We start from the raw sequence: 21,667 nt of genomic DNA, 5'->3' as shown, positions 1-21,667 counted from the left end.
CCATCGCCTCAAGCGATGGAGGGAGAGAGGAATAGTGCCGATGCTCTCCTTCCTGATCCGTCGATTGCTGCAAACCGTCCCGACCGCGCTCGCCGTCGTGCTGCTGGTCTTCGTGCTGTTCAGCGTCGTTCCCGGCAGCATCGTCACCTCCATGAGCGACGACAGCGACCCGCAGGTCGAGCTGCGCATGAAGAAGCAGCTCGGGCTCGACGATCCCGTTCATGTGCGTTTCGGCACCTACATCGCCAAGCTGGCGACCGGTGATTTCGGCACCTCGTTCCGGACGCGCGAGCCGGTCACGACCATGATCGCCAAGCGGGCATGGCCGACGCTGCAACTGATCTTCGCGGCCATGGCGTTCGCGATCGTGATCGGGGTACCCCTCGGCTTCATCGCCGCGCTGAAACCCGGCGGCATCGTCGACACGCTCGCGATGGTCGTGGCGGTGTCTGGGCTTTCCATCGCCAAGTTCTGGCTCGGCCTCGTCCTGATGTACCTGTTCGCGTTGAAGCTCGGCTGGCTGCCGAGCTTCGGCTATGGCGACGGCGGTTTGAAGTATCTGCTGCTGCCGGCCGTCACGCTCGGCGTCTCGCCGATGGCGCTGTTTGCCCGCACGACGCGGGCCGCGGTCCTGGAGATCATGACGGCCGATTTCGTCCGTACGGCACGCTCCAAGGGCATGAGCGAATTCAGGGTCGTGAAGTGGCATGTGATGCGCAATGCGCTCGTCATCATCCTCACCACCGTCGGCTTGCAATTCGGCGGGTTGATGGGGCAGGCGGTCGTCGTCGAGAAATTGTTCTCCTGGCCGGGCATCGGCTCGCTCCTGGTCGACAGCGTCCTGCAGCGCGACATTCCGGCGGTCCAGGGCTCCATCCTCGTGGTGGTGATGGCCTTTCTCGCGATCAATCTGCTGATCGACGTGCTGTACGGCGTGATCGATCCCAGGATCAGATACGCATGAAGCTCCGCCCCAATCTCGTCATCGGTGGCGTCTTGTTCGCGCTGGCGATCCTCATCGGCCTGCTCGCGCCCTGGCTGGCACACACCGATCCCGTGATGGACGCCAACCTGATGAACGCGGAGGAGCCGCCGAGCTGGACCTGGTGGTTCGGCACCGACGATCAGGGCCGCGACATCTATTCACGCGTCGTGTACGGCGCGCGGGTCTCGCTGACGGTCGGCATCGTCTCGCAGCTGATCAACAGCGTCATCGGCGTGGCCCTAGGGCTGAGCGCCGGCTATTTCGGCGGCTGGTGGGACGATTTCGTCAACGCCCTGACCAATCTCATGCTCGCCATCCCTTCGCTGATCTTCGCGCTGGCGATCATGGCGGTGCTCGGCCCCGGCCTCACCAGCCTGTTGATCGCGCTTGGGCTGACCAACTGGTCCTTCACCTGCCGGATCGCGCGGGCCTCGGCGCTGTCGCTGCGCAGCCAGGGCTATGTGCAGGCGGCGACCGTGCTCGGCTACGGCGATCTGCGCATCATGATGACGCAGCTGCTGCCGAACATGCTCGGGCCGATCATCGTCATCGGCACGCTCGGCATGGGCAGTGCGGTGTTGTCCGAGGCCGCACTGTCGTTCCTCGGCCTCGGCGTCCGTCCGCCCTTTCCAAGCTGGGGCAGTATGTTGTCGGAGGCCCGCGAGCAGATCACGACGGCGCCGTGGCTGTCGGTGTTTCCGGGCCTCGCCATCTTCCTGACGGTGCTCGGCCTCAATCTGCTCGGCGACGGCCTGCGCGACATTCTCGATCCGCAATCGCGGAGCCGGCGCACATGACGGGCGCGCCGCTGCTCGAAGTCGAGAATCTCCGGCTCGATCTCGATACGGGATCGAGCCGTGTCGCGGCTGCCGAGGGCGTCTCATTCCGCATCGATCGCGGCGAGACGTTCGGCCTCGTCGGCGAATCCGGCTGCGGCAAGAGCATCACGGCGCTCGCCCTGATCGGCCTGTTGCGCCCGCCTTTGGCGATCGGCGGCGGCGTCATCCGGTTCGAGGGCAGGGAGATCCAGCACCTTTCGGCCGCCAGGCAGCGGGAGCTGCGCGGTAACCGGATCGCCATGATCTTCCAGGAGCCGATGACGGCGCTGAATCCGGTCTCACCGGTGGGCCGGCAGATCGCCGAGATGTTCGTGCTGCACAAGGGCAAGAGCTGGCAGGAGGCCAACCGGCTGGCGGTCGAGGCGCTGGCAAGCGTCCGCGTGCCCGCGCCCGAGCGGCGGGTAAAGGATTATCCGCACCAGCTGTCCGGCGGCATGCGCCAGCGCGTGATGATTGCCATCGCGATGGCCTGCGGTCCGGATCTGCTGATCGCCGACGAGCCGACCACCGCGCTCGACGTCACCGTGCAGGCGGAGATCATCGAGCTGATGCGCAATCTCTGCGCCGAGCGGGGAACCGCGATCCTGATGATCAGCCACGATCTCGGCCTCGTCGCCAATGTCTGCCGCCGCGTCGCGGTGATGTATGCCGGCCGCATCGTCGAGGAGCGCGGCTCGGCCGATATTTTTCGGGCGCCCTCGCACCCCTATACGCAAGGGCTGGTCGACTCGCTGCCGCGGCTCGGCAGCCGCGCCGCGCTCGGCCGCGCCAGGCTCCAGGAAATCGCCGGCGTCGTTCCCGCCATCACGAACTTCCCCGACGGCTGCCGGTTCAATCCGCGCTGCGCGCATGCGACCGAGATATGCCGGACGGTCGTGCCGGAGACGGACTTACTGGCGGCAGGCGGCCTGGTGAGGTGTCATCACCATGCATGAGCCGCAGAGCATGGCGGGTGAGCGGCGGCCGGATGACGATCTCATTCTCAGCGTCGAGGATCTCGCGGTCCATTTTCCGCTGGGCGGCGGCCTGCTGGGCCGCGGCCGGCGGCTGCTTCGTGCCGTGGACGGTGTCGACCTCAAGCTGAAGCGCGGCGAATGCCTCGGCCTCGTCGGCGAGTCCGGCTCGGGCAAGTCGACGGTCGCCTTGTCGATCCTCGGCCTGCTGACGCCGACGCGCGGCCGCATCGTGCTGGACGGGGAGGTCGTCAGGACCAGGCAATCCGGCGACCGCAAGGCGCTGGCGCGCACCGTACAGATGGTGTTTCAGGATCCCTACGCCTCGCTCAATCCGCGCCAGACCGTCCGCCGAACGCTGGAAGATCCGCTGCGGGTGCACGGCGTGACCGCCAAAAGCGAGATCGAGGACCGTGTCGCCACCATGCTGCGGCATGTCGGCCTGCGGCCCGAGCAGGCCGGCCGCTACCCGCACGAATTCTCGGGCGGCCAGCGCCAGCGCATCGGCATCGCCCGCGCCCTGATCCTCAATCCCAAGATCGTCATCTGCGACGAGCCGGTGTCGGCGCTCGACGTCTCGATCCGGGCCCAAATCATCAATCTGCTGCTGGAGCTGAAGGAGACGCTCGGCCTGTCCTACGTCATGATCAGCCACGATCTCGGCGTGGTCGAGCACATGAGCGATCGCGTCGCCGTGATGTATCTCGGCCGCATCGTCGAGAACGGCCACTGGCGCGAGATCTTCGAGCGGCCGGCGCACCCCTACACGCAAGCCCTGATATCAGCCATCCCCGATCCCCTGCGCCACGCGCCGCTGGCGACCACCGGCGGCGATCTTCCCAATCCGCTCAATCCACCCAGCGGCTGTGCCTTCAGCCCGCGCTGTCGTCATGCAGAAGCGGTGTGCCGAAGCGAGCCGGGGCCGCTGTTGGAGACGCGGGCTGACGGGCACGCGGTGCGGTGCTGGCGGAGCGAGGAGATTGGTGCAGCGAGTCTCGCGCGATCGCCGTCAGCCTAAACATGGTGGAGCGAGGCTTGATCGGCGCGGTCGCCTCAGCTTCCGACGCCGCCGACCAGGCGCGGGCGCCGGTTGGCATGCGGCATCTCGGTCGGCAGGGCCCGCAGCCATGCACGAAAACTGACGATCTCGGGGCAGTCCGCAGTGCCCTCGGGAGCAATCAGCCAATCGCCCAAGCCCGTGTCCGCGCTGATCCGCTCGCAGCGATAGCCCGGATGATGGCGGAGGCCGCGGGCGATCAACAGGTCGACCTTGCCCTCGACCAATTCGTGCAGGCCGGCCGGCTGCAGCACCCGCAAGCCGATCTCCGCATGCGTGCTGCGAAATGCCGCCAGATCGAGCCGGCGCAGGTCGAAGCTGCCATGGACTCCCAATTGAAGCTGTATCGCCCCTGCCGGTTTCAACTGCGAGGTCGCCTCCGCAATGTGGCGAAAACCTTCGGAGATGCCGGGCAGGTAGGCCCGACCGGCCGCAGTCAGGATCAGCTGCTTGTGCAGCCGCTCGAACAGCTGCACGCCGAGCCGCGCCTCCAGCGCCTTCACCTGCTGCCCCACCGCGGCAGGCGTCACGTGCAGCTCGTGCGCGGCCAGCTTGAAGCTGAGATGCCGGGCGGCGGCTTCGAAGGCGCGGAGCGCGTTGAGTGGTGGAAGAGCGTAGGTCATTGCGCCGCACTTTGACACCGATGGCAGGCGGCCTTGCAATAGATTTTCTTGCGCTGAACCGAAGGAATGATGCTTTGCGCGGCCGCAAGTCCGACGGGTAGGGTCGGCTCGCAATCCGGAGAAACGTCATGCCGCCAGCTCACCTCGTCAGCCACAATCCTGCAACGGTCAACGCGCCGCTCGGCGGCTACAGCATGGGACTCGAGCTGAGACAGCATCGCCGCCTGCTGTTCGTCAGCGGCCAGGTTCCTGAAAGCGCCGACGGCAGCGTGCCGGAGGGTTTCGAGGCGCAATGCGAGCAGGCTTGGCGCAACGTCAAGGAGGTGCTCGCCGCGGCCGGCCTTGGCGTGGAGCATCTGGTCAAGATCACGACGTTCCTGACGGACCGTAACCAGGTCGTGCCCAACCGCATCATTCGGCGCGCGATGCTCGGGGAGCACCAGCCCGCGCTGACGGTCGTGATCGTCGAGACCGTCGACAGCAAATGGCTGCTGGAGATCGAGGCGATCGCCGCGGCGTGAAACCGGGCTTCGCCGGCCTCGCAGTGAAACGAACCGAAATGGGTGTCCAATGACTGAGATCGTCCATCCCTTCTACGAGGCGCATCGAAGCGCCATGGAGGCCGCCATGCGCGACCGCATCGACCTTGCCGGAACGATGTTGCGCGAGCGCGGGCACCTCTCCGATACCGACGGGCTCAGCCGGGAGGTGATGGACGAATTCGAGATCGTGCTCACCCAGATGCCTTATGTCGGCGGCGCGGCAAGCCGCATGAGCGATTTCTTCATGCGTCTGACCGGCTTCATGGCCATCAGCCGCGTGCTGCGACGGTACGGCGTGCCGGTGGGCGTGATCGGCGAGATCGAGCGGGACACCTACAGGGCGCAATTGCTCGGGGTGCCCGAAGCCGAGCGCCTCGCCGCGGGCCGGCATTTCATGTCGCCGGAGAACCAGGCGTTGTTGCGCGAGCAGGCGGCGAGCAGCGTCACTGAGAGCCATCAGGAGCAGTTTCCGGAGGACTTCGTCTACGATTTCGTCGAGCCGGGTCCGCAGGACAGGTTCGAATTCGGCATCAACTACAAGGCCTGCGGCTTCTGCAAGCTCGCGGCGCGCCACGGCGACAAGGACATCCTGCCGAACATCTGCGGTCTCGACTTCGACGCCTATGCAACACGAGGCATCCGCCTCGAACGGACACAGACGCTGGCCGGCGGCGCGAGCCACTGCGATTTCAGATTTTCGCGCCTTGGGAAAATCGAACCGTCATCCTGAGGTTCCGATGACATCGTGGCCTGTTTTGCCCGACGCGTCAAACGGACTTCGTGAAATCCGCAAGCTCGCAGCGTCGCTGGCAAGCCATTGATTCCACTGGCCTCGGCTACTGTGCATGGGGTTGTTTTCGCACATTTTGCTTTGGCGGCAGTCTACTCCGCCGCCTTCTCCCTCAAGCGCTGCGCGTAGACGTTGATGACCAGCGCCGCCAGCAGGATCAGGCCGCGGATCAGGATCTTCAGGAAGCTGTCGATGTTGACGTGGTCGAGGCCGTTGTTGAGCACGCCGAGCACGAACAGCCCGACGATGGTGTTGCCGATGCCGCCGCGGCCGCCGAAAAGGCTGGTGCCGCCGACCACGACCGCGGCGATGGAGTCGAGCAGATAGGTGTCGAACTCGTTCTGCTGCGCGCTGCCGAAATGGGCGACGCCGAGCATGCCGCCGATGCCAGAGCAGACTGCCGAGATCACCATCACGGCGCCGAGGATGAGCTTGACGTTGAGGCCGGAATATTCGGCCGCCTCGCGGTTGCCCCCGACCATGTAGACGTAGCGGCCGAAGCGCGTATAGGTCAGCACCAGGTGACCGCCGAGCAGCATCAGCGCGGCGATGATGACGAGCCAGGGGATGCCGCCGATCGAGCCGGAGCCGAGCGTCGTGATCAGGCTCGGCACCTTGTAGGCGATCTGGCCGCGCACCAGCAGCGCCGAGATGCCGGCGGCGATCTGCATCATCGCCAGGGTCATGATGAAGGAGGGGATGCCGATCACGGTCAGCCCCAGCGCGTTGACGAGGCCGAGCAGCGCGCAGAGCAGGATCGACAGGATGATCGCAACCGCGCCGGGCAGCGGCACGTTGGCGATGTTGACGTAGGATTCCTGCAGCGTGAAGTAGGCGACCGCGATGCCGGTGACGTTGGCGATGGCGGCGATCGACAGGTCGATCTCGGCGCAGAGGATCACGAAGGTGAGACCGACGGCGATGATGCCGGTGATCGATACTTGCGTCAGAATGTTGCCGAGATTGTCCAGCGTCGCGAAGGAGGGGCTGGCGAAGGCGAAGAAGGCGGACAGGAAAATCAGGGTCAGGAACGGCGCGATGTTGCGCATCTGCGAGCGCAGGAAGGGCGCAAGGCCCCGCGGCCGCCGTCCTGTCGCCAAGGCCGTCTCGCTGCTCATGTGCTTCTCCGTCACGCCGCTTCCAGCAGGCGGTCCTTGCTGACCGGCTCGTTCTTGAATTCCCGCACCAATGCGCCGCGCTTGAGCACGAGGATGCGGTCGGCCAGCGACAGCACCGTTTCCGGCTCGGTCGACAGCACGATGATCGCCAGCCCCTTGGCGCGGAGGTCGCGGACGATGTTGATGACGTCGTTCTTGGCGCCGACGTCCATGCCGCGGGTCGGCTCGCACAGCACCAGCAGCTTGGGCGGATAGGTCAGCCATTTTGCCAGCGCAACCTTCTGCTGGTTGCCGCCGGAGAGCATGCCGAGGTCGAGACCGACCACCGGCGGCCTGATCTGCAGCTGCTCGACCTGACGCTTGGCGATGTCGCGCTCCTGCGCCGGCTTGAGCAGCAGCGCGGAGATGCGATCGAGGATGCTGATCGAGATGTTCTTGTAGACCGGCTCCTGGTGGAACAGCATGTCGCGCCGGCTCTCCGGCACCAGCGCCACGCCGGCGCGCCGCGCCGCCGCCGTGCTGGCGAAGGTTTTCGGCGTGCCCTCGACCAGAAGCGTGCCGCCGTCGGGCTTGAGCTTGCCGAACAGGATGCGCGACAGCTCCTGCTGGCCGCAGCCCATGAAACCGTAGATGCCGAGCACCTCGCCGGCGCGCGCCTCGAACGAGACGTCCTTCAGGCTGCGGGACAGCGAGAGCTGATCGACCTTGAGAACGACCTGGCTGTCGCTCGGCCGCGGCAGCATCAGATCGTCGGTGTAGCTGTGCTCGAGCGCCTCGCCGCCGCGGCCGATCATGGCCTCGATCAGCGCGCCCTTGCTGGTCGCCGCGCTCGCGGTCTCCGCGACCTTCCGCCCGTTGCGGAACACGGTCACCGTGTCGGAGACGAGCAGGATGTCCTCGATGAAATGCGAGATGAAGACGATTGCAGTGCCTTGCTCGCGCAGCCGCCTCAGCGTTGCGAACAGCCGCTCGACCTCGGGCGGGGAGAGCGCGGAGGTCGGCTCGTCCAGGATGACGATGCGGGCGCCGGAGAACAGCACGCGCGCGAGCTCGATCAGCTGCTGCAGTCCGATCGGGAGGTCGCCGAGCCGTGACATCGGATCGACGTCGATGCCGAAGCGGGCGAGCTGCTCGCCGGCCTCGCGGGCCATCCGCCGCCATTGCACGAGGCCGAGGGCGTTGGTCGGCTGGTTGCCGAGGAAGACGTTCTCGGCCACCGTGAGGTCGGGCGCGACGGAGAGCTCCTGGTGCACCATGGCGATGCCGGCCGCGTGCGCATCGCGGGCCGAGCGGAAATGCGTCTCCACCCCGTCGATCAGGAAACGGCCGGAGAATTCGGCATGCACGCCGGCGATGATCTTCATCAGCGTGCTTTTTCCGGCTCCGTTCTCGCCGACGAGACCGTGGATCTCGCCGGGATGGAGCGCGAAATCGACACCACGAAGTGCTTCGACGCCGCCGAAGCTCTTCGTGATGCCCTGCAGTTCAAGGATGGGCGAACGACCCTCGGACATGAAAGTTCAGATCAGGAAATGATCCTGCATCCACTGCATCCCGGCGGCGTTGGCCTTGGTCACGACCGGGCCGTCGGTGACGACGTTCTTCGGGATTCCCTGTCCGCTCTTCTCGCCGCCGACCACGGCCGAGACGCCCGCGATGATCGCACCGCCATGGATGCGGCAGGACGGATTGCGGACGGTCGCGAACATGCGGCCCTCGCTTACCGCCTGGATCGCCGGCGGCATGGCATCGACCCCGCCGATCAGGATGTTGGTGCGGCCCCGCGCCTTCATGATGTTGGCGGCGGCAAGCGCCATGTCGTCGTTGTGGAAGAATGCCGCGTCGATCTGCGGATATTTGGTCAGATAGGTTTCCCACAGACGCGCCGTCTTGGAGACGTCCCAGTCGGCGGGCTGGGTGTCGAGGACCTCGATGCCCGGGAATTGCTTGACCACCGAGTTGAAGCCCTTGGCGCGTCCTTGCGCGCCGGTGTGGCCGAGCGCGCCCTGCGTCATGATGATCTTGCCCTTGCCGCCCATCGCGTTGCAGAGGGCCTGCGTCACCGAGGCGCCCATGAACTCGTTGTCGGGCGCGAGGAAGGAATGGACGTTGATCTGGTCGAGCGGGGCGATCAGCGTGTCCATGTCGATCACCGGCGTGCCGGCGTCGATCATCTTCTGCACGGGTTGGGTGAGGGTGCCGATGCCGAAGGCCTGGATCGCGACGAAGTCCCATTTCTGCGAAGCCATGTTGTCGATCGCCGCGCGCTGCTTCACCGCGTCGAGCTGGCCGTCGAACCAGGTGACTTCGACGTTGAACAGCTTGCCCCAGAATTCGGCGGCCTGCTTGCCCTGCGCGCACCAGGTGGCCTGCAGGCCTGCATTGGAGAACGCCGCCTTCAGCGGCTTCTCGCTTCGCCCGGCCGCGGCGGCCAATGCGGGGTTTATGCCCATGCTGCCGAGAAGGGCAGCTCCGGCGCCGGCGGTCGCGGCCGCCTGAAGAAGATCGCGCCTCGTCGTCGAGAAATCTTTCGTCCCGGACATCGCTCGCTCCCATAAAATTTAGCGTCGGTGCGTCATTGGTTGCGCTACCGATCTCCGAAAGTGTCTCACAAGAGTTGGCGCCACTCAATCCGCAATCACTCGCACGTGGCAGCAAGCCGCGTTGGTGCAGCGCAAAGAGTCAGGCCGCTGCGCCGACGAATGCGTCGATCTCGACGAGCAGCTGGCCCCAAGCGCGGGCCATCTCGGTTGACCATTGATCGCCGAGCAGGTCGCGCAGCGTATCCCTGATGATGGCGAAGAACGCGATGAACAGCTCACGCGGCGTGCCATAGCCATCGTGCGAGGCGACCTCGCAGGCGATCAGCCGAAAATGCCCGCGACGCTGACCGGCGAAATCGAGGATCGCCTCGATCGCCAGCGCGAGCATCGACCCCGTCACGAGGTCGCGGCCCTCGAGACGGAACATCGCCTGCGTCTCGGGATGGACGTCGAAGAGGCGTCGGTAGACGAGAGGCGTGAGATCCTCGCAGCGCGAGGCCGCCAGTTCGAAACTGATTTCGATCGGATTGGGCGAAGCATTCATCCGCGCTTCAGTCCCTTGCCGACAGAACTTGCGGACAAAAAAAGAGCGGGGCCCTGGCCCCGCTCAAAAATTGTGTCGACCCTATTATCCCCGATTCTAAGATTTGCTCTTGATTGGCGGGGCGACGCTGCATTTTGCGCGTCAGGGGCTCCTCCCGAGACTTGGACCACCAGACTTCGACCTCGCGGCCAGCCTGAGCGAGGGGGATGCTAGATCAACTTTTCTCACTTGTCATCATTTTCGGCAACGAATGTTCAAAATTCGATCAGTGGACGAAATGATCGGGCGCCATGGCGCGCAAGTATATGACAAATAAAAGAAATCTGTGGAGGGCGGCGCCGTTTGACCTGCCTCAAATGGCCTCCTCGGTCCGATGCCCGGTTATCCAGGTTACGATTTCCGAGAAATTTGCGCTGGGCCAAGAAGGGAGACGGAACTGGCCTCGACTTGGGACTGGTGCGGTGTTTAGTTAGCAGGCGAACGAACGGTTCGGCGGATGCGCGCTCGGCTACAAAAATTCCTGCCTCTGGTCCTGCTCGCCCTGGCGATGCAGGTGCTGGCGCCGATTGCCGCCTGCTGGGCGACCGGCTTGGCCATTGCCGATCCGCTGTCTGCCGCCGTCATCTGCCATAGTGCGAGCGCGCAGGGCGGACTGAACGGTCAGACCGGCGTGCCGACAGCGCATGCGGGCGCTTGCGCCCTGTGCTGCCTGGCCCAGGCCAACGCCTCGCTCGATTCGCCGACGCCTGCGGCATTCTCGATTCCCGTCCGCCATGCCGAGCGGGTGGTGTGGCATCCGGTCGATGCGTTCGCCATCGCTGCCCCAGAGGGCTCGAGTGCCCAGGCGCGCGGCCCGCCTCAATTTTCCTGACGTAGCGACAAACCGAACCGTTGGCGCGCCATTGCTGTGCCGACGGCGTGCTCAATGGGCCGGCCGACGTGCCGGATGTCAGGAATCCAGAAGATGTTACGAATTCGTGCGATCGGGCGCGCGGGCTTGCCCGTGCTTGTCGGACTGGTGTCGCCGATCGGTTCAGACGCGCTGGCCCAGCCAGCCTCGGAAGCGATCCCCGCGGTGACGGTCGAAGCGCCGCAGAGATCCCGTCCCAAACCCATCATCCGGCCATCGCGACTGCGCGCCAGTGCGACGGCCAACACAGCGAGACCGGTCGCGCCGAACGCGACCGATGGCAGCCAGGGGCAAAACAACACGAGGAGCGCCGGCGAGGTGCGGGCTGGCCTCAACCAGTCGCCGGCCGGACAGACCGCGACCACCATCGATCGCGGCCAGTTCGACAATCGCCCGTCGTTCTCGGTCAGCGACGTCTTGCGGGACAGTCCGGGCATTTCGATCAAGCAGGGCAACGGCCCCAGGGATTTCGGCATCTCGATTCGGGGCTCAAATGCCCGCAACGGGTTCGCCATCCGCAATCTCGTGATCTTCGAGGACGGCTTCCCGGTGACGCAGCCGGACGGCCTGTCGCGCAGCGACCTGATCGATCCCCACGCCTATGGCGCGATCGACGTGATCCGCGGGCCCTCGTCGGCGCTCTACGGCAATTACGCGACCGGCGGCGCGCTCAATTTTCGGACGCGCCCGGGCGGCACGATCGACGGCCTCGAATATGGCGTGGACGGCGGCAGCTATGGCTATCTCAACAATTACCTGGCGGCCGGCAAGAAGGTCGGGAATTTCGAGGGCTCGCTGTTCGCGAGCGACGTGCGGGGTGACGGCTATATCGGCAATAGCTGGTTCAATACCCAGACCGTCAACTTCCTGGGCACGCTCCGGGCGACGCCGGACGACCGCTTCACGGTCAAGATCATCAACAACGATCTCAGCGCGCGACTGCCGATCCGACAATCGCTGAACCAGTATCATCTCAACCCGTTCCAGCAGGGATGTGCGACCGGTGCCACCGCCGCGCCGGGATGCGGCACGGTCCGGCTGTTCAACAACGGCTTCAACGCAACAGGCGGGACCGACACGGAGACGGCCCTGCAGGCCGGGCTCGGCCGCAACGATCGCCGAACCATTGTCGGCGGCCGGTGGGAGCACGATTTCGACAACACCATGACGTGGCGCAACCAGTTCGTCTTCGACGACCGAAACATCAGCCAGCCGACCGGTACGACCGGTTCGATCGGAGATTTTCCGTCGTACAATTACATGAGCGACCTGACCAAGCGCGGCGAGTTTCTTGGGCTGGAGTCGACCACGTTCTTCGGTGCGTTCTACAACACCCTGACGGCGTCGAGTGACACGCGGAACGTGATGCCAGGGGGCAATGCGACGCTCGGCAGGCTCTCGCGCAATCTCTTCAGTGAGACGACCAATTATGGCGTGCGTGCCAGGCAAGAGGTCAGGCTGACGACCTCGCTGACGGCGATCGCCGGCGTCGGCTGGGAGACCACCCTGCTGAAGGCGACGAATACGGCCTATGCATATGCAGGTCCCACCGGTATCACCACAACGACCCTCACGACGGCGGACCGGCAGTTCCAAAATGCTGCGCCGGAGTTGGCGCTCCTCTACAATCTCAACAACGAGTGGCTGTTCCGCGGACGGGTCGCGACGGGATACGGCACGCCGCAGGTTTCGGATCTCTTCGTTCTTCCGACCGGCTTGTCAGGCAATAACACCCAGCTTCAGGCGCAGAGGAATCTCGGCTACGATCTCGGTTTCGACTGGACCCCGAACAACACGCTCAAGCTCAGCGCGACCGGCTTCTACGAGTTCTTTCGCAACGAGATCGTCAGTCAGGCGACGCCTGCCGGCTCACCCAACACGACTTACACGTTCAACGCGCCGCGATCGGAGCACCGCGGCATCGAACTCGCCGCCGACTGGAAGTTCTATCCGGGCTGGCGGTTCATGGCGGCGTATACCTATCTCGACGAGGTCTATACCGAATATGTCGAGAACATCACCAATGGCGCGGTGTTCAGCTTCAACCGCGCCGGCAACAAGATCCCAGGAATATCGCCCAACGAGCTGACGGCCCGAATTGGCTACGACGAGTTCGCCGGGCCGCTGGCAGGCCTCGGTGGTTTCGTCGAGGTCCAGTGGAAGGACTCCTTCTACATGGACAACGCAAACCTGCTGAAGGCGCCGGGCTATGAGCTGGTCAATGTGAACGTTCACTACAAGACCGACCTGATGTCCGACACCTTCAGATCCCTGAACTTGTTTCTCGAGGTCAGGAACGTGTTCGATCGCACCTACATCGCCTCCGCCAACAACATCGCCAACACCGTCACCGGCGCAGGCCTTCAAAATCCTGCGAGCGTGCTGGCAAACACGACGGGATCGATCTATGCGGGCTCGCCGCGCACTTTCGTTGCGGGTATGAAGGTGGCATTCAGATGATCCGGACTCTCTCAGCGAACAGGGCCATGATGCGAACTGGCCTGATCACCATCGTCGCCCTCGCATTCACGCATGGTCCGACGCTCGGACAGATGCGAGCTCCGTCCGCATCTGAAGCGGCCTGTGAACAGCCGACGCTGCGCTGTGCGACCAAGGCGACGCCGGCCTTCGGTCCGGATGGGACCTTGTGGCTGGTCTGGATGGCGGGAGGGCAGATCTCTGTCGCAAGCTCGCAGGATGAGGGGCGCAGTTTTTCGGCGCCGACGCAGGTCACGACGAAGCGCTTGAACCTCGACTGGGGGCCGGATGCGCGGCCGAAGATCGTGGTCGATCGCAAGGGCGGCGTCGCGCTCGCCTTCTCGATCTTCAGGGACGAGGCCTTCAACGGAGAAGTGCTCACGACGCGCTCGGCCGACGGCGGAAAGAGCTTTGCGGAGCTGAAGCCCATCACCGCCAACCACGAGAGCCAGCGGTTCGAGGCGCTGGCGCTCGATCAGGATGGAACGGTCTTCGCGGCCTGGATCGACAAGCGCAATCGTGTCCCTGCGAAAGAGGCGGGGCGGAAGTACGAGGGCGCGGCGCTGTTCTTTGCCGCCTCGCGCAACGGCGGCGCCGGTTACACAGAGGCCAGTCTCGCGCGCGACGGCACTTGCGAGTGCTGCCGTTTGGGGCTGGCATTCGCCGCGTCCGGGCGGCCGGCCGTGATCTTCAGGAACATTTTCGACGGCGGGGTGCGCGATCATGCGGTGATGACCTTCGCCGACGTTGCAACGCCGGGAGAAATCCGCCGGGTCAGCACCGATGATTGGCAGATCAACGCCTGCCCGCATCACGGGCCGAGCCTCACGGTGGCGCCGAAGGGGACCTATCATGTGGTCTGGTACACGAACGGGAAGGCACGAAAAGGGTTGTTCTACGCGCATTCCCGCGACGAAGGCCGCACCTTCTCCGCGCCCATGGCGCTGGGGCAGCCGGGCCGCAACCCGACGCGGCCCTTCGTGCTGGCAGGTCCTGCGGGGACGGTGATGGTCTGGAAGGAGTTCGACGGCGAGAAGACTTCGGTGCAGATGACGATCTCCCGCGATGATGGCGAGACCTGGTCGCCGCCGAAGACGATATCGAGCACGAGCGACACCTCCGATCACCCCTTGCTCGTCTCCAATGGCAAGAAGACCTACTTGTCGTGGATGACGAAGGCGGACGGCTACCGGCTGACAGCAATCGAGGACACGCCATGAGATTTCGATTTGCAGGCATTGCGAGCCTTGCCGTTCTGATCGCGTCAACGGCGGCGCTGGACGCATCTCCGGTCCTGAAGCCGTTCGAACGCGGCACCTGGCAAGAGGTCCTCAAGGGACACGCCGGCCGCCCCGTGCTCGTGCATTTCTGGGGCGTGACCTGTGGCCCCTGCAAGATCGAGCTGCCGCTGCTCGGGCAGTTTGCCAAGGATCATCCTGACGTCGACGTCGTCACGGTCAGCGCCGATCTCGTGCCGAACCTGCCGGCGGCGACGCAAGCGATGCTCGACAAGGCGGGTCTGTCGTCGACCGAGAATTTCATCTTCAACGACGGCTTCGTCGAGCGCCTGCGGTTCGAGATCGACCCGACGTGGCAAGGCGACATCCCGAGGACGATGCTCATCTCGCCGGAAGGGACCATCACGACGATCGAGGGCTCGGCCGAGATGGCCGATCTCGAAAAATGGTCGTCGCAACAACGCTCCAAACACTGAACCTCAAATCTGCAAAGGGAATACCGACATGAAGACACTCTCGAAAAACGTGCTGCTCGCCGCCTTCGCTCTCGCGATCTCCGCAGCACCGGCAATCGCCGACGACGTCAAGGCCGGCGATCTCGTCATCTCGCAGGCGTGGAGCCGTGCGACCCCAGGCGGCGCAAAGGTCGCCGGCGGCTATCTCGTCATCGAGAACAAGGGGACGGCGCCGGACAGGCTGGTCGGCGTCTCCGCCGATATCGCCGGCAAGTCCGAGATCCACGAGATGGCGATGGACAACGGCGTGATGAAGATGCGCGCGCTCGACAAGGGGCTGGTGGTCGAGCCCGGCAAGACGGTGAAGCTCGCGCCCGGCGGCAATCATTTGATGCTCCAGGAGCTGAAGGGGCCGCTCAAGCAGGGCGACAAGGTACCGGTGACGCTGCAATTCGAGAAGGCCGGCAAGGTCGCCGTCTCCCTCGACGTCCAGGGCGTCGGCGCGCAGGCTCCCGGCGATGCCGGACATTCAGGTCACATGGACATGAAGAAGATGCCGGATCATTCGGGAATGAAGATGAAATGAGGCTGATCCGGGCTTTCGAAAGGCCTGATATGCCGAGCTGACCCAGACTATCTCGTTGCAGCGCTCGCCGCCTTCCGGCGGCGGCGCCCGTGTCCCTCGACACCAAGCGAGCGGAGGTGGGCGCGGCGTCCCACAGGCTGTTCGCTCCATTGCGGAGGGCTCGCCAACAGCCGTTGGATCGAGATCCCGGTCGAGGGGTAGGGCATTGTGCAAGGGCAAGCCGCCGTGCCGGACGTTAAGCTGCTGTCCTTCCCTGATGCGTCTGCAGTTCGAGCTGAACTTGAAGTCCGACGGAAAAATGACAGGAATTCCGCTGCTTACCGGCTTTTCCTCATTCCCGGTCTTGTATTTTCGCTCTTAATCCGGTTTCACTGCAACCGATCACTGATTCCCAGAGTATTGCCATGCGGTTGTCGCGGTTCTTTCTGCCCATCCTGAAGGAAAATCCGAAAGAGGCGGAGATCGTCTCGCATCGGCTGATGCTGCGCGCCGGCATGATCCGGCAGGAGGCGGCTGGCATCTACGCCTGGCTGCCGCTCGGCTTCCGCGTGCTGAAGAAGATCGAGCAGATCGTGCGCGAGGAGCAGGACCGCTCCGGCGCGATCGAGGTTTTGATGCCGACGCTCCAGCTCGCCGATCTCTGGCGCGAGAGCGGCCGTTACGACGCCTATGGCCCGGAGATGCTGCGCATCGCCGATCGCCACAAGCGCGAGCTGCTGTACGGGCCGACCAACGAGGAAATGATCACCGAGATCTTCCGCGCCTATGTGAAGTCCTACAAGAGCCTCCCGCTCAACCTCTATCATATCCAATGGAAATTCCGCGACGAGCAGCGTCCGCGTTTCGGCGTGATGCGCGGCCGCGAGTTCCTGATGAAGGACGCCTATTCGTTCGACCTCAACGAGGCCGCGGCGCGCGTCGCCTACAACAAGATGTTCGTGGCCTATTTGCGCACCTTCGCACGGATGGGGCTGAAGGCGATCCCGATGCGCGCCGAGACCGGCCCGATCGGCGGTGACCTCAGCCACGAGTTCATCGTGCTGGCGGAGACCGGCGAATCCGGCGTCTTCATCAATCGCGATGTGCTGGACCTGCCGGTGCCGGGCGAAGATGTCGACTACGAGAGCGACCTGACGCCGATCATCAAGCAATGGACCTCGCTCTACGCCGCGACCGAAGACGTCCACGATGCCGCGCGCTTCGAGCAGGAGGTGCCGGCGGACAAGCGGGTCAACACCCGCGGCATCGAGGTCGGGCAGATCTTCTATTTCGGCACCAAATATTCCGAGCCGATGAAGGCGCTGGTGGCGGGCCCTGATGGCGTCGACGTGCCGATCCATGGCGGGTCCTATGGCGTCGGCGTCTCCCGCCTGCTCGGCGCCATCATCGAGGCCTGCCATGACGATGCCGGCATCAAATGGCCGGAGGCGGTGGCGCCGTTCCGCGTCTCGATCCTCAACCTCAAGCAGGGCGATGCCGCCGTCGATGCGGCCTGCGAGAAGCTTTATGGCGAGCTCACCGCCAGGGGCGTCGACGTGCTCTACGACGACACCGACCAACGCGCCGGCGCCAAGTTCGCTGCCGCCGACCTGATCGGCATCCCCTGGCAGATCATGATCGGGCCGAAGGGGCTCGCCGACGGCAAGGTCGAGATCAAGCGGCGAAGTGACGGCTCCCGCGAGACCATGTCGCCTGCGGACGCGGTCGCAAGACTTGTGGGCTGATAAGGCCGGTCGGCTGAATATTGTTCATCGCGCGATATCGCGGCCGCCAATCCGGCCACAATTGACCCCGAATCATGGGATTATCGAGCGATGGATGAGACCATGACCGAAACCGTGCAGACCGCGCCTTTTGCGCCATTCGAGTGGATGCTGTCGGCGCGCTATTTGCGGGCGCGCCGCAAGGAGGGATTCATCTCGGTCATCGCCGGGTTCTCCTTTCTCGGCATCATGCTGGGTGTGGCGACTCTGATCATCGTCATGGCGGTGATGAACGGCTTCCGCAAGGAGCTGCTCGACAAGATCCTCGGGCTCAACGGCCACATCCTGGTGCAGCCGCTGGAATCGCCGCTGACCGACTGGAAGGATGTCGCTGACCGCCTCAGCCAGGTCGGGGGCATCCGGCTCGCCGCGCCCGTGGTGGACGGCCAGGCGCTGGCGTCGTCGCCGTGGAACGCCTCCGGCGTCCTGGTGCGCGGCATCCGCTCCGACGACCTCAACAACCTCACCTCGATCGCCAAGAACATCAAGCAGGGCTCGCTCGAAGGCTTCGACGAAGGGCAGGGTGTAGCGATCGGCCGGCGCCTCGCCGACCAGCTGTCGCTGCATGCCGGCGACAGCATCACGCTGGTGGCGCCGAAGGGCGCGGTGACCCCGATGGGCACGACGCCGCGCATCAAGCCGTACAAGATCGTCGCGGTGTTCGAGATCGGCATGTCCGAATACGATCTCGGCTTCGTGTTCATGCCGCTGGCCGAAGCACAGGCCTATTTCAACCGCAGCAACGACGTCACCTCGATAGAGGTGTTCACCACCAACCCCGACAGGATCGACGCCTTCCGCAAGGCGGTGACGGAGGCCGCGGGACGTCCGGTGTTCTTGGTCGATTGGCGACAGCGCAACTCGACCTTCTTCAACGCGCTCCAGGTCGAGCGCAACGTGATGTTCCTGATCCTGACCATGATCGTGCTGGTCGCCGCTCTGAACATCGTGTCGGGCCTGATCATGCTGGTGAAGGACAAGGGCAGCGACATCGCGATCCTGCGCACGATGGGCGCCTCGCAGGGCTCGATCATGCGGATCTTCCTGATCACCGGCGCCTCGATCGGCGTGGTCGGCACGCTGGTCGGCTTCTTCGTCGGCCTCGTGATCTGCCTCAACATCGAATCGATCCGGCAATTCCTGTCCTGGCTGACCGCGACCGAGCTGTTCTCGCCGGAGCTCTATTTCCTGTCGAAGCTGCCTGCCGAAATCGACATCGGCGAGACCACGGCCGTCGTCATCATGGCGCTGACGCTGTCGTTCCTGGCGACGCTGTATCCGTCGTGGCGCGCCGCGCGCCTCGATCCCGTCGAAGCGCTGCGGTACGAGTGAGGGGCTGATGGAGCAGCAGGGGGCTGACGATGTACCGGTCATTTATCTCCACGAGATAAAGCGGCAGTACTTGCAGGGCGAGGTGCCGCTGACGATTTTGGACGGTGCCAAGCTGGCGCTGTGGGCCGGTCAATCGGTCGCGCTGGTGGCTCCCTCGGGCTCCGGCAAGTCGACGCTGCTGCACATCGCAGGGCTGCTCGAGGCGCCGGATTCCGGCGAGGTCTATGTCAACGGCGCGCCGACCTCGCAGCTGCCAGACATCGAACGCACCCAGCTGCGCCGCACCGATATCGGCTTCGTCTACCAGTCGCACCGGCTGTTGCCGGAGTTCTCCGCGCTCGAGAACGTCATGCTGCCGCAGATGATCCGCGGCCTGAAGAAGTCCGAGAGCGTCACGCGCGCGAAAGAGATTTTGGGCTATCTCGGCCTCGGCGACCGCATCACTCATCGCCCCGCCGAGCTGTCGGGCGGCGAGCAGCAGCGCGTCGCGATCGCCCGCGCGGTGGCCAACGCGCCGCGGGTGCTGTTCGCGGACGAGCCGACCGGCAACCTCGATCCGCACACCGCCGACCACGTCTTCCAGGCCCTGATGCAGCTGGTCAAGGCGACCAAGGTGTCGATGCTGATCGCCACCCACAACATGGAGCTCGCCGGCCGCATGGACCGGCGCGTCTCGCTGTCCAACGGCCAGGTCATCGAGCTCGACTGACAAAATTTGCGAAAAACAACCCCATGCACAGTAGCCAAGTGCCTGGCGGGACTTGCGAAAAAAATGGCGGCGACGCTGCCCGCGCCCCTTAGGCCTCAGGGCCGGATCACGGTCAATTTGAACGGCCCGCCATTGGCAGCGGCGTGCGCCACGGCCTCGTTGGCGTGGTCGAGGTCGAAGGCCGTTGCCTGGTACTCCTCCAGTCTCAGCAGTCCTGCACGCACCAGCGCGATCAGACGGCTCGCGGCATCCGGCGGGTACATCCAGACGCCGTGGATGCTGATGCAGTTGCGCATGATCCAGGGGTAGGGCAGCTCGAGCCCCGCGCCGCCGGCCATGCCGACGCCGCCCATCAGCGCGACGCGCCCATAGGGGCGCACCGTCATGATCGCCGCCCGCACCACCGTCGGGCTGACCGAGGGCGGCATGATGTCGAGCACGCAATCGATCGGCGAGGGCGCCGCGCGCTTCATCGCTTCGCGGTCGTGATCTTCATGGCCAGTGAGCTTGACCGGTTGCACGCGGGGGCCGAAGCGGCGGACGAGGTCGGTGAGGATTTTTTCGTTGCGGCCCGGCGTGACCACGCAGGCCGCGCCCATCGCGAGGGCCACCGAGACGGCGGCGCTGCCGAAATTACCGGTGGCGCCACTCACCAGCACGGTCTCGCCGGGCTGGAGGTTCGCGGCGAGGAAGCCTCCGTAAGGCACCAGCAGGGTACCCAGCGCGCACCATTGCGTCGCGTCCTCCGACGCGATCGGCCCGAGGGGTTTGACGTTCTCCGTCGGCACGCGCATTTGCTCGGCGAACGAGCCGTGGCGAAAATGCTGTTGCAGCCGCATGCCGCCGGGGCCGGCCGCGGTGAGCCCTTGCAGCGCGATGTCGGGCGCCACCGCGTCGTCGCGCGAACGCACTGTCGGATCGCAGAACACCCAGTCGCCGATGCTGAGCCTGGTTGCGTCCGGGCCGATCGCGCGCACCCTGCCAATGCCGCCGGGGCCCGGGATGATCGGCAGGTCGAGTGCGTAATTGCGCGTCCCGTCGAAGACTTCGTTCATGTAGGACAAGACGCGCGTGGCGACGACGTCGACAATGATCTCGCCGGTGCCGAGCACCGGTTCAGGGACATTCTCGATCGCCAGCGGCGAACCGAAGGATTTGAGCACGGCAGCTTTCATGATGTTCACCTCCAAGTCGGAGGATGCCGATATGCGCCGCCTTGGGAGAGCCATGAAGGCCTGGTATTATCCTAGTATTCCGGAGACCCTCCATCCGCGGGAGCGATAGCGATGGCCGACCCACGCCGCGTCGAGTTCGGCGATTTTCTCAGGTCCCGCCGCGAGAAGCTGTCGCCGAAGACCGTCGGGCTTCCGGCAGGGCGCCGCCGGCGCACCGCGGGGCTGCGCCGCGAGGAGGTCGCGCAGCTGGCCGGTATCGGCGTCGACTGGTACATCCGCCTCGAGCAGGGCCGCACCGTCAGCCCGTCCGTCACCACCATCGACGCGCTGGCCCGTGCGCTCCGTCTGAGCAAGGCCGAGCACGCGCACCTGAAGGCATTGGCGCGTGATGGCGCCAGAGCTGCGTTCACGCGCGAGATCGTGCCGGCGCCGATCCGGCGGATGATCGCGAGCCTGCAACAGCCGACCTATGTCACCGGGCGGCGCTGGGACGTGCTGGCCTGGAACGAGGCCGCCGAGGATATCTTCGCCTTCGGGCAATTGCCCGAGCAGGATCGCAATACGCTGCTGCTGGTGCTGACGAACAAGCAGACGCGAAAGTTCTACGGCGCGAGCTGGACCGACGTCGCCAAGAGCATGGTCGCGATGTTTCGCGCCACCCACGACGTCTGGGCCGGCGATCCCGCCTTTGCGGAGCTGCTGACGCGGCTGCGCCAGGGCAGTCCGGAATTCGTCAAATGGTGGGAGGCCCACGACATCCGCAGCACGATGTCCGGCCTCAAGACCATGAACCACCCGACCAGGGGCCCGCTCCGGTTCGAGCACACCAGCTTCCAGGCCAACGACGACCCCGCGCTGAAACTGGTGATCTACACGCCGGTCGAGGGTGAGGACTGATCGGCAGGCTTCAGCTTCTCCAGATCGACGGCGAGGACCACGCGTGAATATCGACACGGCTGCGATCCGGCCCGCGATCTCGCCGGAACCTTAGCGCCTTCATGAGGTTATCAGGAGGCGCGGGGCGTCG

At 65.0% G+C, this 21,667-nt stretch carries 21 protein-coding genes; 15 read left to right on the top strand and 6 right to left on the bottom strand.

Annotated features, from left to right (window positions below):
* Positions 1-40 precede the first annotated feature (40 nt).
* From DCM80_RS29950 to DCM80_RS29935, 4 genes are read left to right on the top strand one after another with little or no spacing between them, the layout of a single operon-like run.
* Entirely contained in the window at positions 41-964 is a 924-nt protein-coding gene (locus DCM80_RS29950; RefSeq protein WP_257198091.1) for an ABC transporter permease, read from the top strand.
* On the top strand, positions 961-1,782 hold the full coding sequence (locus DCM80_RS29945; protein ID WP_257194974.1) for an ABC transporter permease: 822 nt from the start codon (positions 961-963) through the stop codon (positions 1,780-1,782). Before DCM80_RS29950 ends, DCM80_RS29945 begins: the two co-directional genes overlap by 4 nt.
* Complete coding sequence (locus DCM80_RS29940) at positions 1,779-2,759, top strand: ABC transporter ATP-binding protein (protein WP_257194973.1); 981 nt, start codon at positions 1,779-1,781, stop codon at positions 2,757-2,759. The genes DCM80_RS29945 and DCM80_RS29940 overlap by 4 nt, the downstream gene beginning before the upstream one ends.
* Positions 2,752-3,795 carry an ABC transporter ATP-binding protein gene (locus DCM80_RS29935; RefSeq protein ID WP_257194972.1) on the top strand — a complete coding sequence of 348 codons (1,044 nt, stop codon included), beginning with the start codon at positions 2,752-2,754 and terminating at the stop codon, positions 3,793-3,795. The genes DCM80_RS29940 and DCM80_RS29935 overlap by 8 nt, the downstream gene beginning before the upstream one ends.
* Positions 3,796-3,830: 35 nt before the next feature.
* On the opposite strand, the gene DCM80_RS29930 is transcribed toward DCM80_RS29935, so the two are convergent.
* The gene (locus DCM80_RS29930) at positions 3,831-4,457 is read right to left on the bottom strand and encodes a LysR family transcriptional regulator (protein WP_257198090.1); all 627 of its coding nucleotides are present in this window, start codon (positions 4,455-4,457) and stop codon (positions 3,831-3,833) included.
* A 128-nt stretch (positions 4,458-4,585) separates the two neighbouring features.
* Between DCM80_RS29930 and DCM80_RS29925 the strand changes: the two genes are divergently transcribed.
* Entirely contained in the window at positions 4,586-4,978 is a 393-nt protein-coding gene (locus tag DCM80_RS29925; protein ID WP_257194971.1) for a RidA family protein, read from the top strand.
* 49 nt (positions 4,979-5,027) lie between these two features.
* On the top strand, positions 5,028-5,729 hold the full coding sequence (locus tag DCM80_RS29920; protein ID WP_257194970.1) for an L-2-amino-thiazoline-4-carboxylic acid hydrolase: 702 nt from the start codon (positions 5,028-5,030) through the stop codon (positions 5,727-5,729).
* 152 nt (positions 5,730-5,881) lie between these two features.
* Here DCM80_RS29920 and DCM80_RS29915 read toward each other — a convergent pair whose 3' ends face one another.
* The 4 genes from DCM80_RS29915 to DCM80_RS29900 form a co-directional block, all read right to left on the bottom strand.
* Positions 5,882-6,907 (bottom strand): ABC transporter permease, encoded by a 1,026-nt coding sequence (locus DCM80_RS29915; protein ID WP_257180008.1) that lies wholly within the window; start codon positions 6,905-6,907, stop codon positions 5,882-5,884.
* An 11-nt stretch (positions 6,908-6,918) separates the two neighbouring features.
* Positions 6,919-8,421 (bottom strand): sugar ABC transporter ATP-binding protein, encoded by a 1,503-nt coding sequence (locus DCM80_RS29910; protein ID WP_257194969.1) that lies wholly within the window; start codon positions 8,419-8,421, stop codon positions 6,919-6,921.
* A 6-nt stretch (positions 8,422-8,427) separates the two neighbouring features.
* On the bottom strand, positions 8,428-9,450 hold the full coding sequence (locus tag DCM80_RS29905) for a sugar ABC transporter substrate-binding protein (RefSeq protein ID WP_257180006.1): 1,023 nt from the start codon (positions 9,448-9,450) through the stop codon (positions 8,428-8,430).
* A gap of 139 nt (positions 9,451-9,589) precedes the next feature.
* Complete coding sequence (locus DCM80_RS29900; RefSeq protein ID WP_257194968.1) at positions 9,590-9,994, bottom strand: globin; 405 nt, start codon at positions 9,992-9,994, stop codon at positions 9,590-9,592.
* 496 nt (positions 9,995-10,490) lie between these two features.
* Between DCM80_RS29900 and DCM80_RS29895 the strand changes: the two genes are divergently transcribed.
* From DCM80_RS29895 to DCM80_RS29860, 8 genes are all read left to right on the top strand, one after another.
* Positions 10,491-10,865, top strand: coding sequence for a DUF2946 domain-containing protein (locus DCM80_RS29895; RefSeq protein ID WP_257180004.1), 375 nt, complete (start codon positions 10,491-10,493; stop codon positions 10,863-10,865).
* A 93-nt stretch (positions 10,866-10,958) separates the two neighbouring features.
* Entirely contained in the window at positions 10,959-13,364 is a 2,406-nt protein-coding gene (locus DCM80_RS29890; protein WP_257194967.1) for a TonB-dependent receptor, read from the top strand.
* Between the two features lie 26 nt (positions 13,365-13,390).
* Positions 13,391-14,602, top strand: coding sequence for a sialidase family protein (locus tag DCM80_RS29885; RefSeq protein ID WP_257194966.1), 1,212 nt, complete (start codon positions 13,391-13,393; stop codon positions 14,600-14,602).
* Positions 14,599-15,096, top strand: a complete 498-nt coding sequence (locus tag DCM80_RS29880) for a TlpA disulfide reductase family protein (RefSeq protein WP_257194965.1) — start codon at positions 14,599-14,601, stop codon at positions 15,094-15,096. Before DCM80_RS29885 ends, DCM80_RS29880 begins: the two co-directional genes overlap by 4 nt.
* Before the next feature lie 28 nt (positions 15,097-15,124).
* Positions 15,125-15,661, top strand: a complete 537-nt coding sequence (locus tag DCM80_RS29875) for a copper chaperone PCu(A)C (protein ID WP_257194963.1) — start codon at positions 15,125-15,127, stop codon at positions 15,659-15,661.
* A 404-nt stretch (positions 15,662-16,065) separates the two neighbouring features.
* Positions 16,066-17,385, top strand: a complete 1,320-nt coding sequence (gene proS / locus DCM80_RS29870) for a proline--tRNA ligase (protein WP_257194961.1) — start codon at positions 16,066-16,068, stop codon at positions 17,383-17,385.
* 90 nt (positions 17,386-17,475) lie between these two features.
* Positions 17,476-18,756, top strand: coding sequence for a lipoprotein-releasing ABC transporter permease subunit (locus DCM80_RS29865; protein WP_257194959.1), 1,281 nt, complete (start codon positions 17,476-17,478; stop codon positions 18,754-18,756).
* Between the two features lie 7 nt (positions 18,757-18,763).
* Positions 18,764-19,465, top strand: a complete 702-nt coding sequence (locus tag DCM80_RS29860; protein WP_257194958.1) for an ABC transporter ATP-binding protein — start codon at positions 18,764-18,766, stop codon at positions 19,463-19,465.
* A gap of 95 nt (positions 19,466-19,560) precedes the next feature.
* Here DCM80_RS29860 and DCM80_RS29855 read toward each other — a convergent pair whose 3' ends face one another.
* The gene (locus DCM80_RS29855; protein ID WP_257194957.1) at positions 19,561-20,640 is read right to left on the bottom strand and encodes a zinc-binding alcohol dehydrogenase family protein; all 1,080 of its coding nucleotides are present in this window, start codon (positions 20,638-20,640) and stop codon (positions 19,561-19,563) included.
* A 111-nt stretch (positions 20,641-20,751) separates the two neighbouring features.
* Here DCM80_RS29855 and DCM80_RS29850 point away from each other — a divergent pair, with 111 nt between their 5' ends.
* The gene (locus tag DCM80_RS29850; protein WP_257194956.1) at positions 20,752-21,537 is read left to right on the top strand and encodes a helix-turn-helix transcriptional regulator; all 786 of its coding nucleotides are present in this window, start codon (positions 20,752-20,754) and stop codon (positions 21,535-21,537) included.
* The last annotated feature ends 130 nt before the right edge of the window (positions 21,538-21,667 follow it).

This window comes from Bradyrhizobium sp. WBOS08 (genome assembly GCF_024585125.1).
GTDB classification, from domain to species: domain Bacteria; phylum Pseudomonadota; class Alphaproteobacteria; order Rhizobiales; family Xanthobacteraceae; genus Bradyrhizobium; species Bradyrhizobium japonicum_B.
This window is presented reverse-complemented; position numbering and strand designations above follow the sequence as displayed.

Bases quoted from the DNA above. Each gene is read 5' to 3' on its own strand.
- DCM80_RS29950 (WP_257198091.1), top strand. From the start codon at position 41: ATGCTCTCCTTCCTGATCCGTCGATTGCTGCAAACCGTCCCGACCGCG.
- DCM80_RS29945 (WP_257194974.1), top strand. From the start codon at position 961: ATGAAGCTCCGCCCCAATCTCGTCATCGGTGGCGTCTTGTTCGCGCTG.
- DCM80_RS29940 (WP_257194973.1), top strand. From the start codon at position 1,779: ATGACGGGCGCGCCGCTGCTCGAAGTCGAGAATCTCCGGCTCGATCTC.
- DCM80_RS29935 (WP_257194972.1), top strand. From the start codon at position 2,752: ATGCATGAGCCGCAGAGCATGGCGGGTGAGCGGCGGCCGGATGACGAT.
- DCM80_RS29930 (WP_257198090.1), bottom strand. From the start codon at position 4,457: ATGACCTACGCTCTTCCACCACTCAACGCGCTCCGCGCCTTCGAAGCC.
- DCM80_RS29925 (WP_257194971.1), top strand. From the start codon at position 4,586: ATGCCGCCAGCTCACCTCGTCAGCCACAATCCTGCAACGGTCAACGCG.
- DCM80_RS29920 (WP_257194970.1), top strand. From the start codon at position 5,028: ATGACTGAGATCGTCCATCCCTTCTACGAGGCGCATCGAAGCGCCATG.
- DCM80_RS29915 (WP_257180008.1), bottom strand. From the start codon at position 6,907: ATGAGCAGCGAGACGGCCTTGGCGACAGGACGGCGGCCGCGGGGCCTT.
- DCM80_RS29910 (WP_257194969.1), bottom strand. From the start codon at position 8,421: ATGTCCGAGGGTCGTTCGCCCATCCTTGAACTGCAGGGCATCACGAAG.
- DCM80_RS29905 (WP_257180006.1), bottom strand. From the start codon at position 9,450: ATGTCCGGGACGAAAGATTTCTCGACGACGAGGCGCGATCTTCTTCAG.
- DCM80_RS29900 (WP_257194968.1), bottom strand. From the start codon at position 9,994: ATGAATGCTTCGCCCAATCCGATCGAAATCAGTTTCGAACTGGCGGCC.
- DCM80_RS29895 (WP_257180004.1), top strand. From the start codon at position 10,491: ATGCGCGCTCGGCTACAAAAATTCCTGCCTCTGGTCCTGCTCGCCCTG.
- DCM80_RS29890 (WP_257194967.1), top strand. From the start codon at position 10,959: ATGTTACGAATTCGTGCGATCGGGCGCGCGGGCTTGCCCGTGCTTGTC.
- DCM80_RS29885 (WP_257194966.1), top strand. From the start codon at position 13,391: ATGATGCGAACTGGCCTGATCACCATCGTCGCCCTCGCATTCACGCAT.
- DCM80_RS29880 (WP_257194965.1), top strand. From the start codon at position 14,599: ATGAGATTTCGATTTGCAGGCATTGCGAGCCTTGCCGTTCTGATCGCG.
- DCM80_RS29875 (WP_257194963.1), top strand. From the start codon at position 15,125: ATGAAGACACTCTCGAAAAACGTGCTGCTCGCCGCCTTCGCTCTCGCG.
- proS (WP_257194961.1), top strand. From the start codon at position 16,066: ATGCGGTTGTCGCGGTTCTTTCTGCCCATCCTGAAGGAAAATCCGAAA.
- DCM80_RS29865 (WP_257194959.1), top strand. From the start codon at position 17,476: ATGGATGAGACCATGACCGAAACCGTGCAGACCGCGCCTTTTGCGCCA.
- DCM80_RS29860 (WP_257194958.1), top strand. From the start codon at position 18,764: ATGGAGCAGCAGGGGGCTGACGATGTACCGGTCATTTATCTCCACGAG.
- DCM80_RS29855 (WP_257194957.1), bottom strand. From the start codon at position 20,640: ATGAAAGCTGCCGTGCTCAAATCCTTCGGTTCGCCGCTGGCGATCGAG.
- DCM80_RS29850 (WP_257194956.1), top strand. From the start codon at position 20,752: ATGGCCGACCCACGCCGCGTCGAGTTCGGCGATTTTCTCAGGTCCCGC.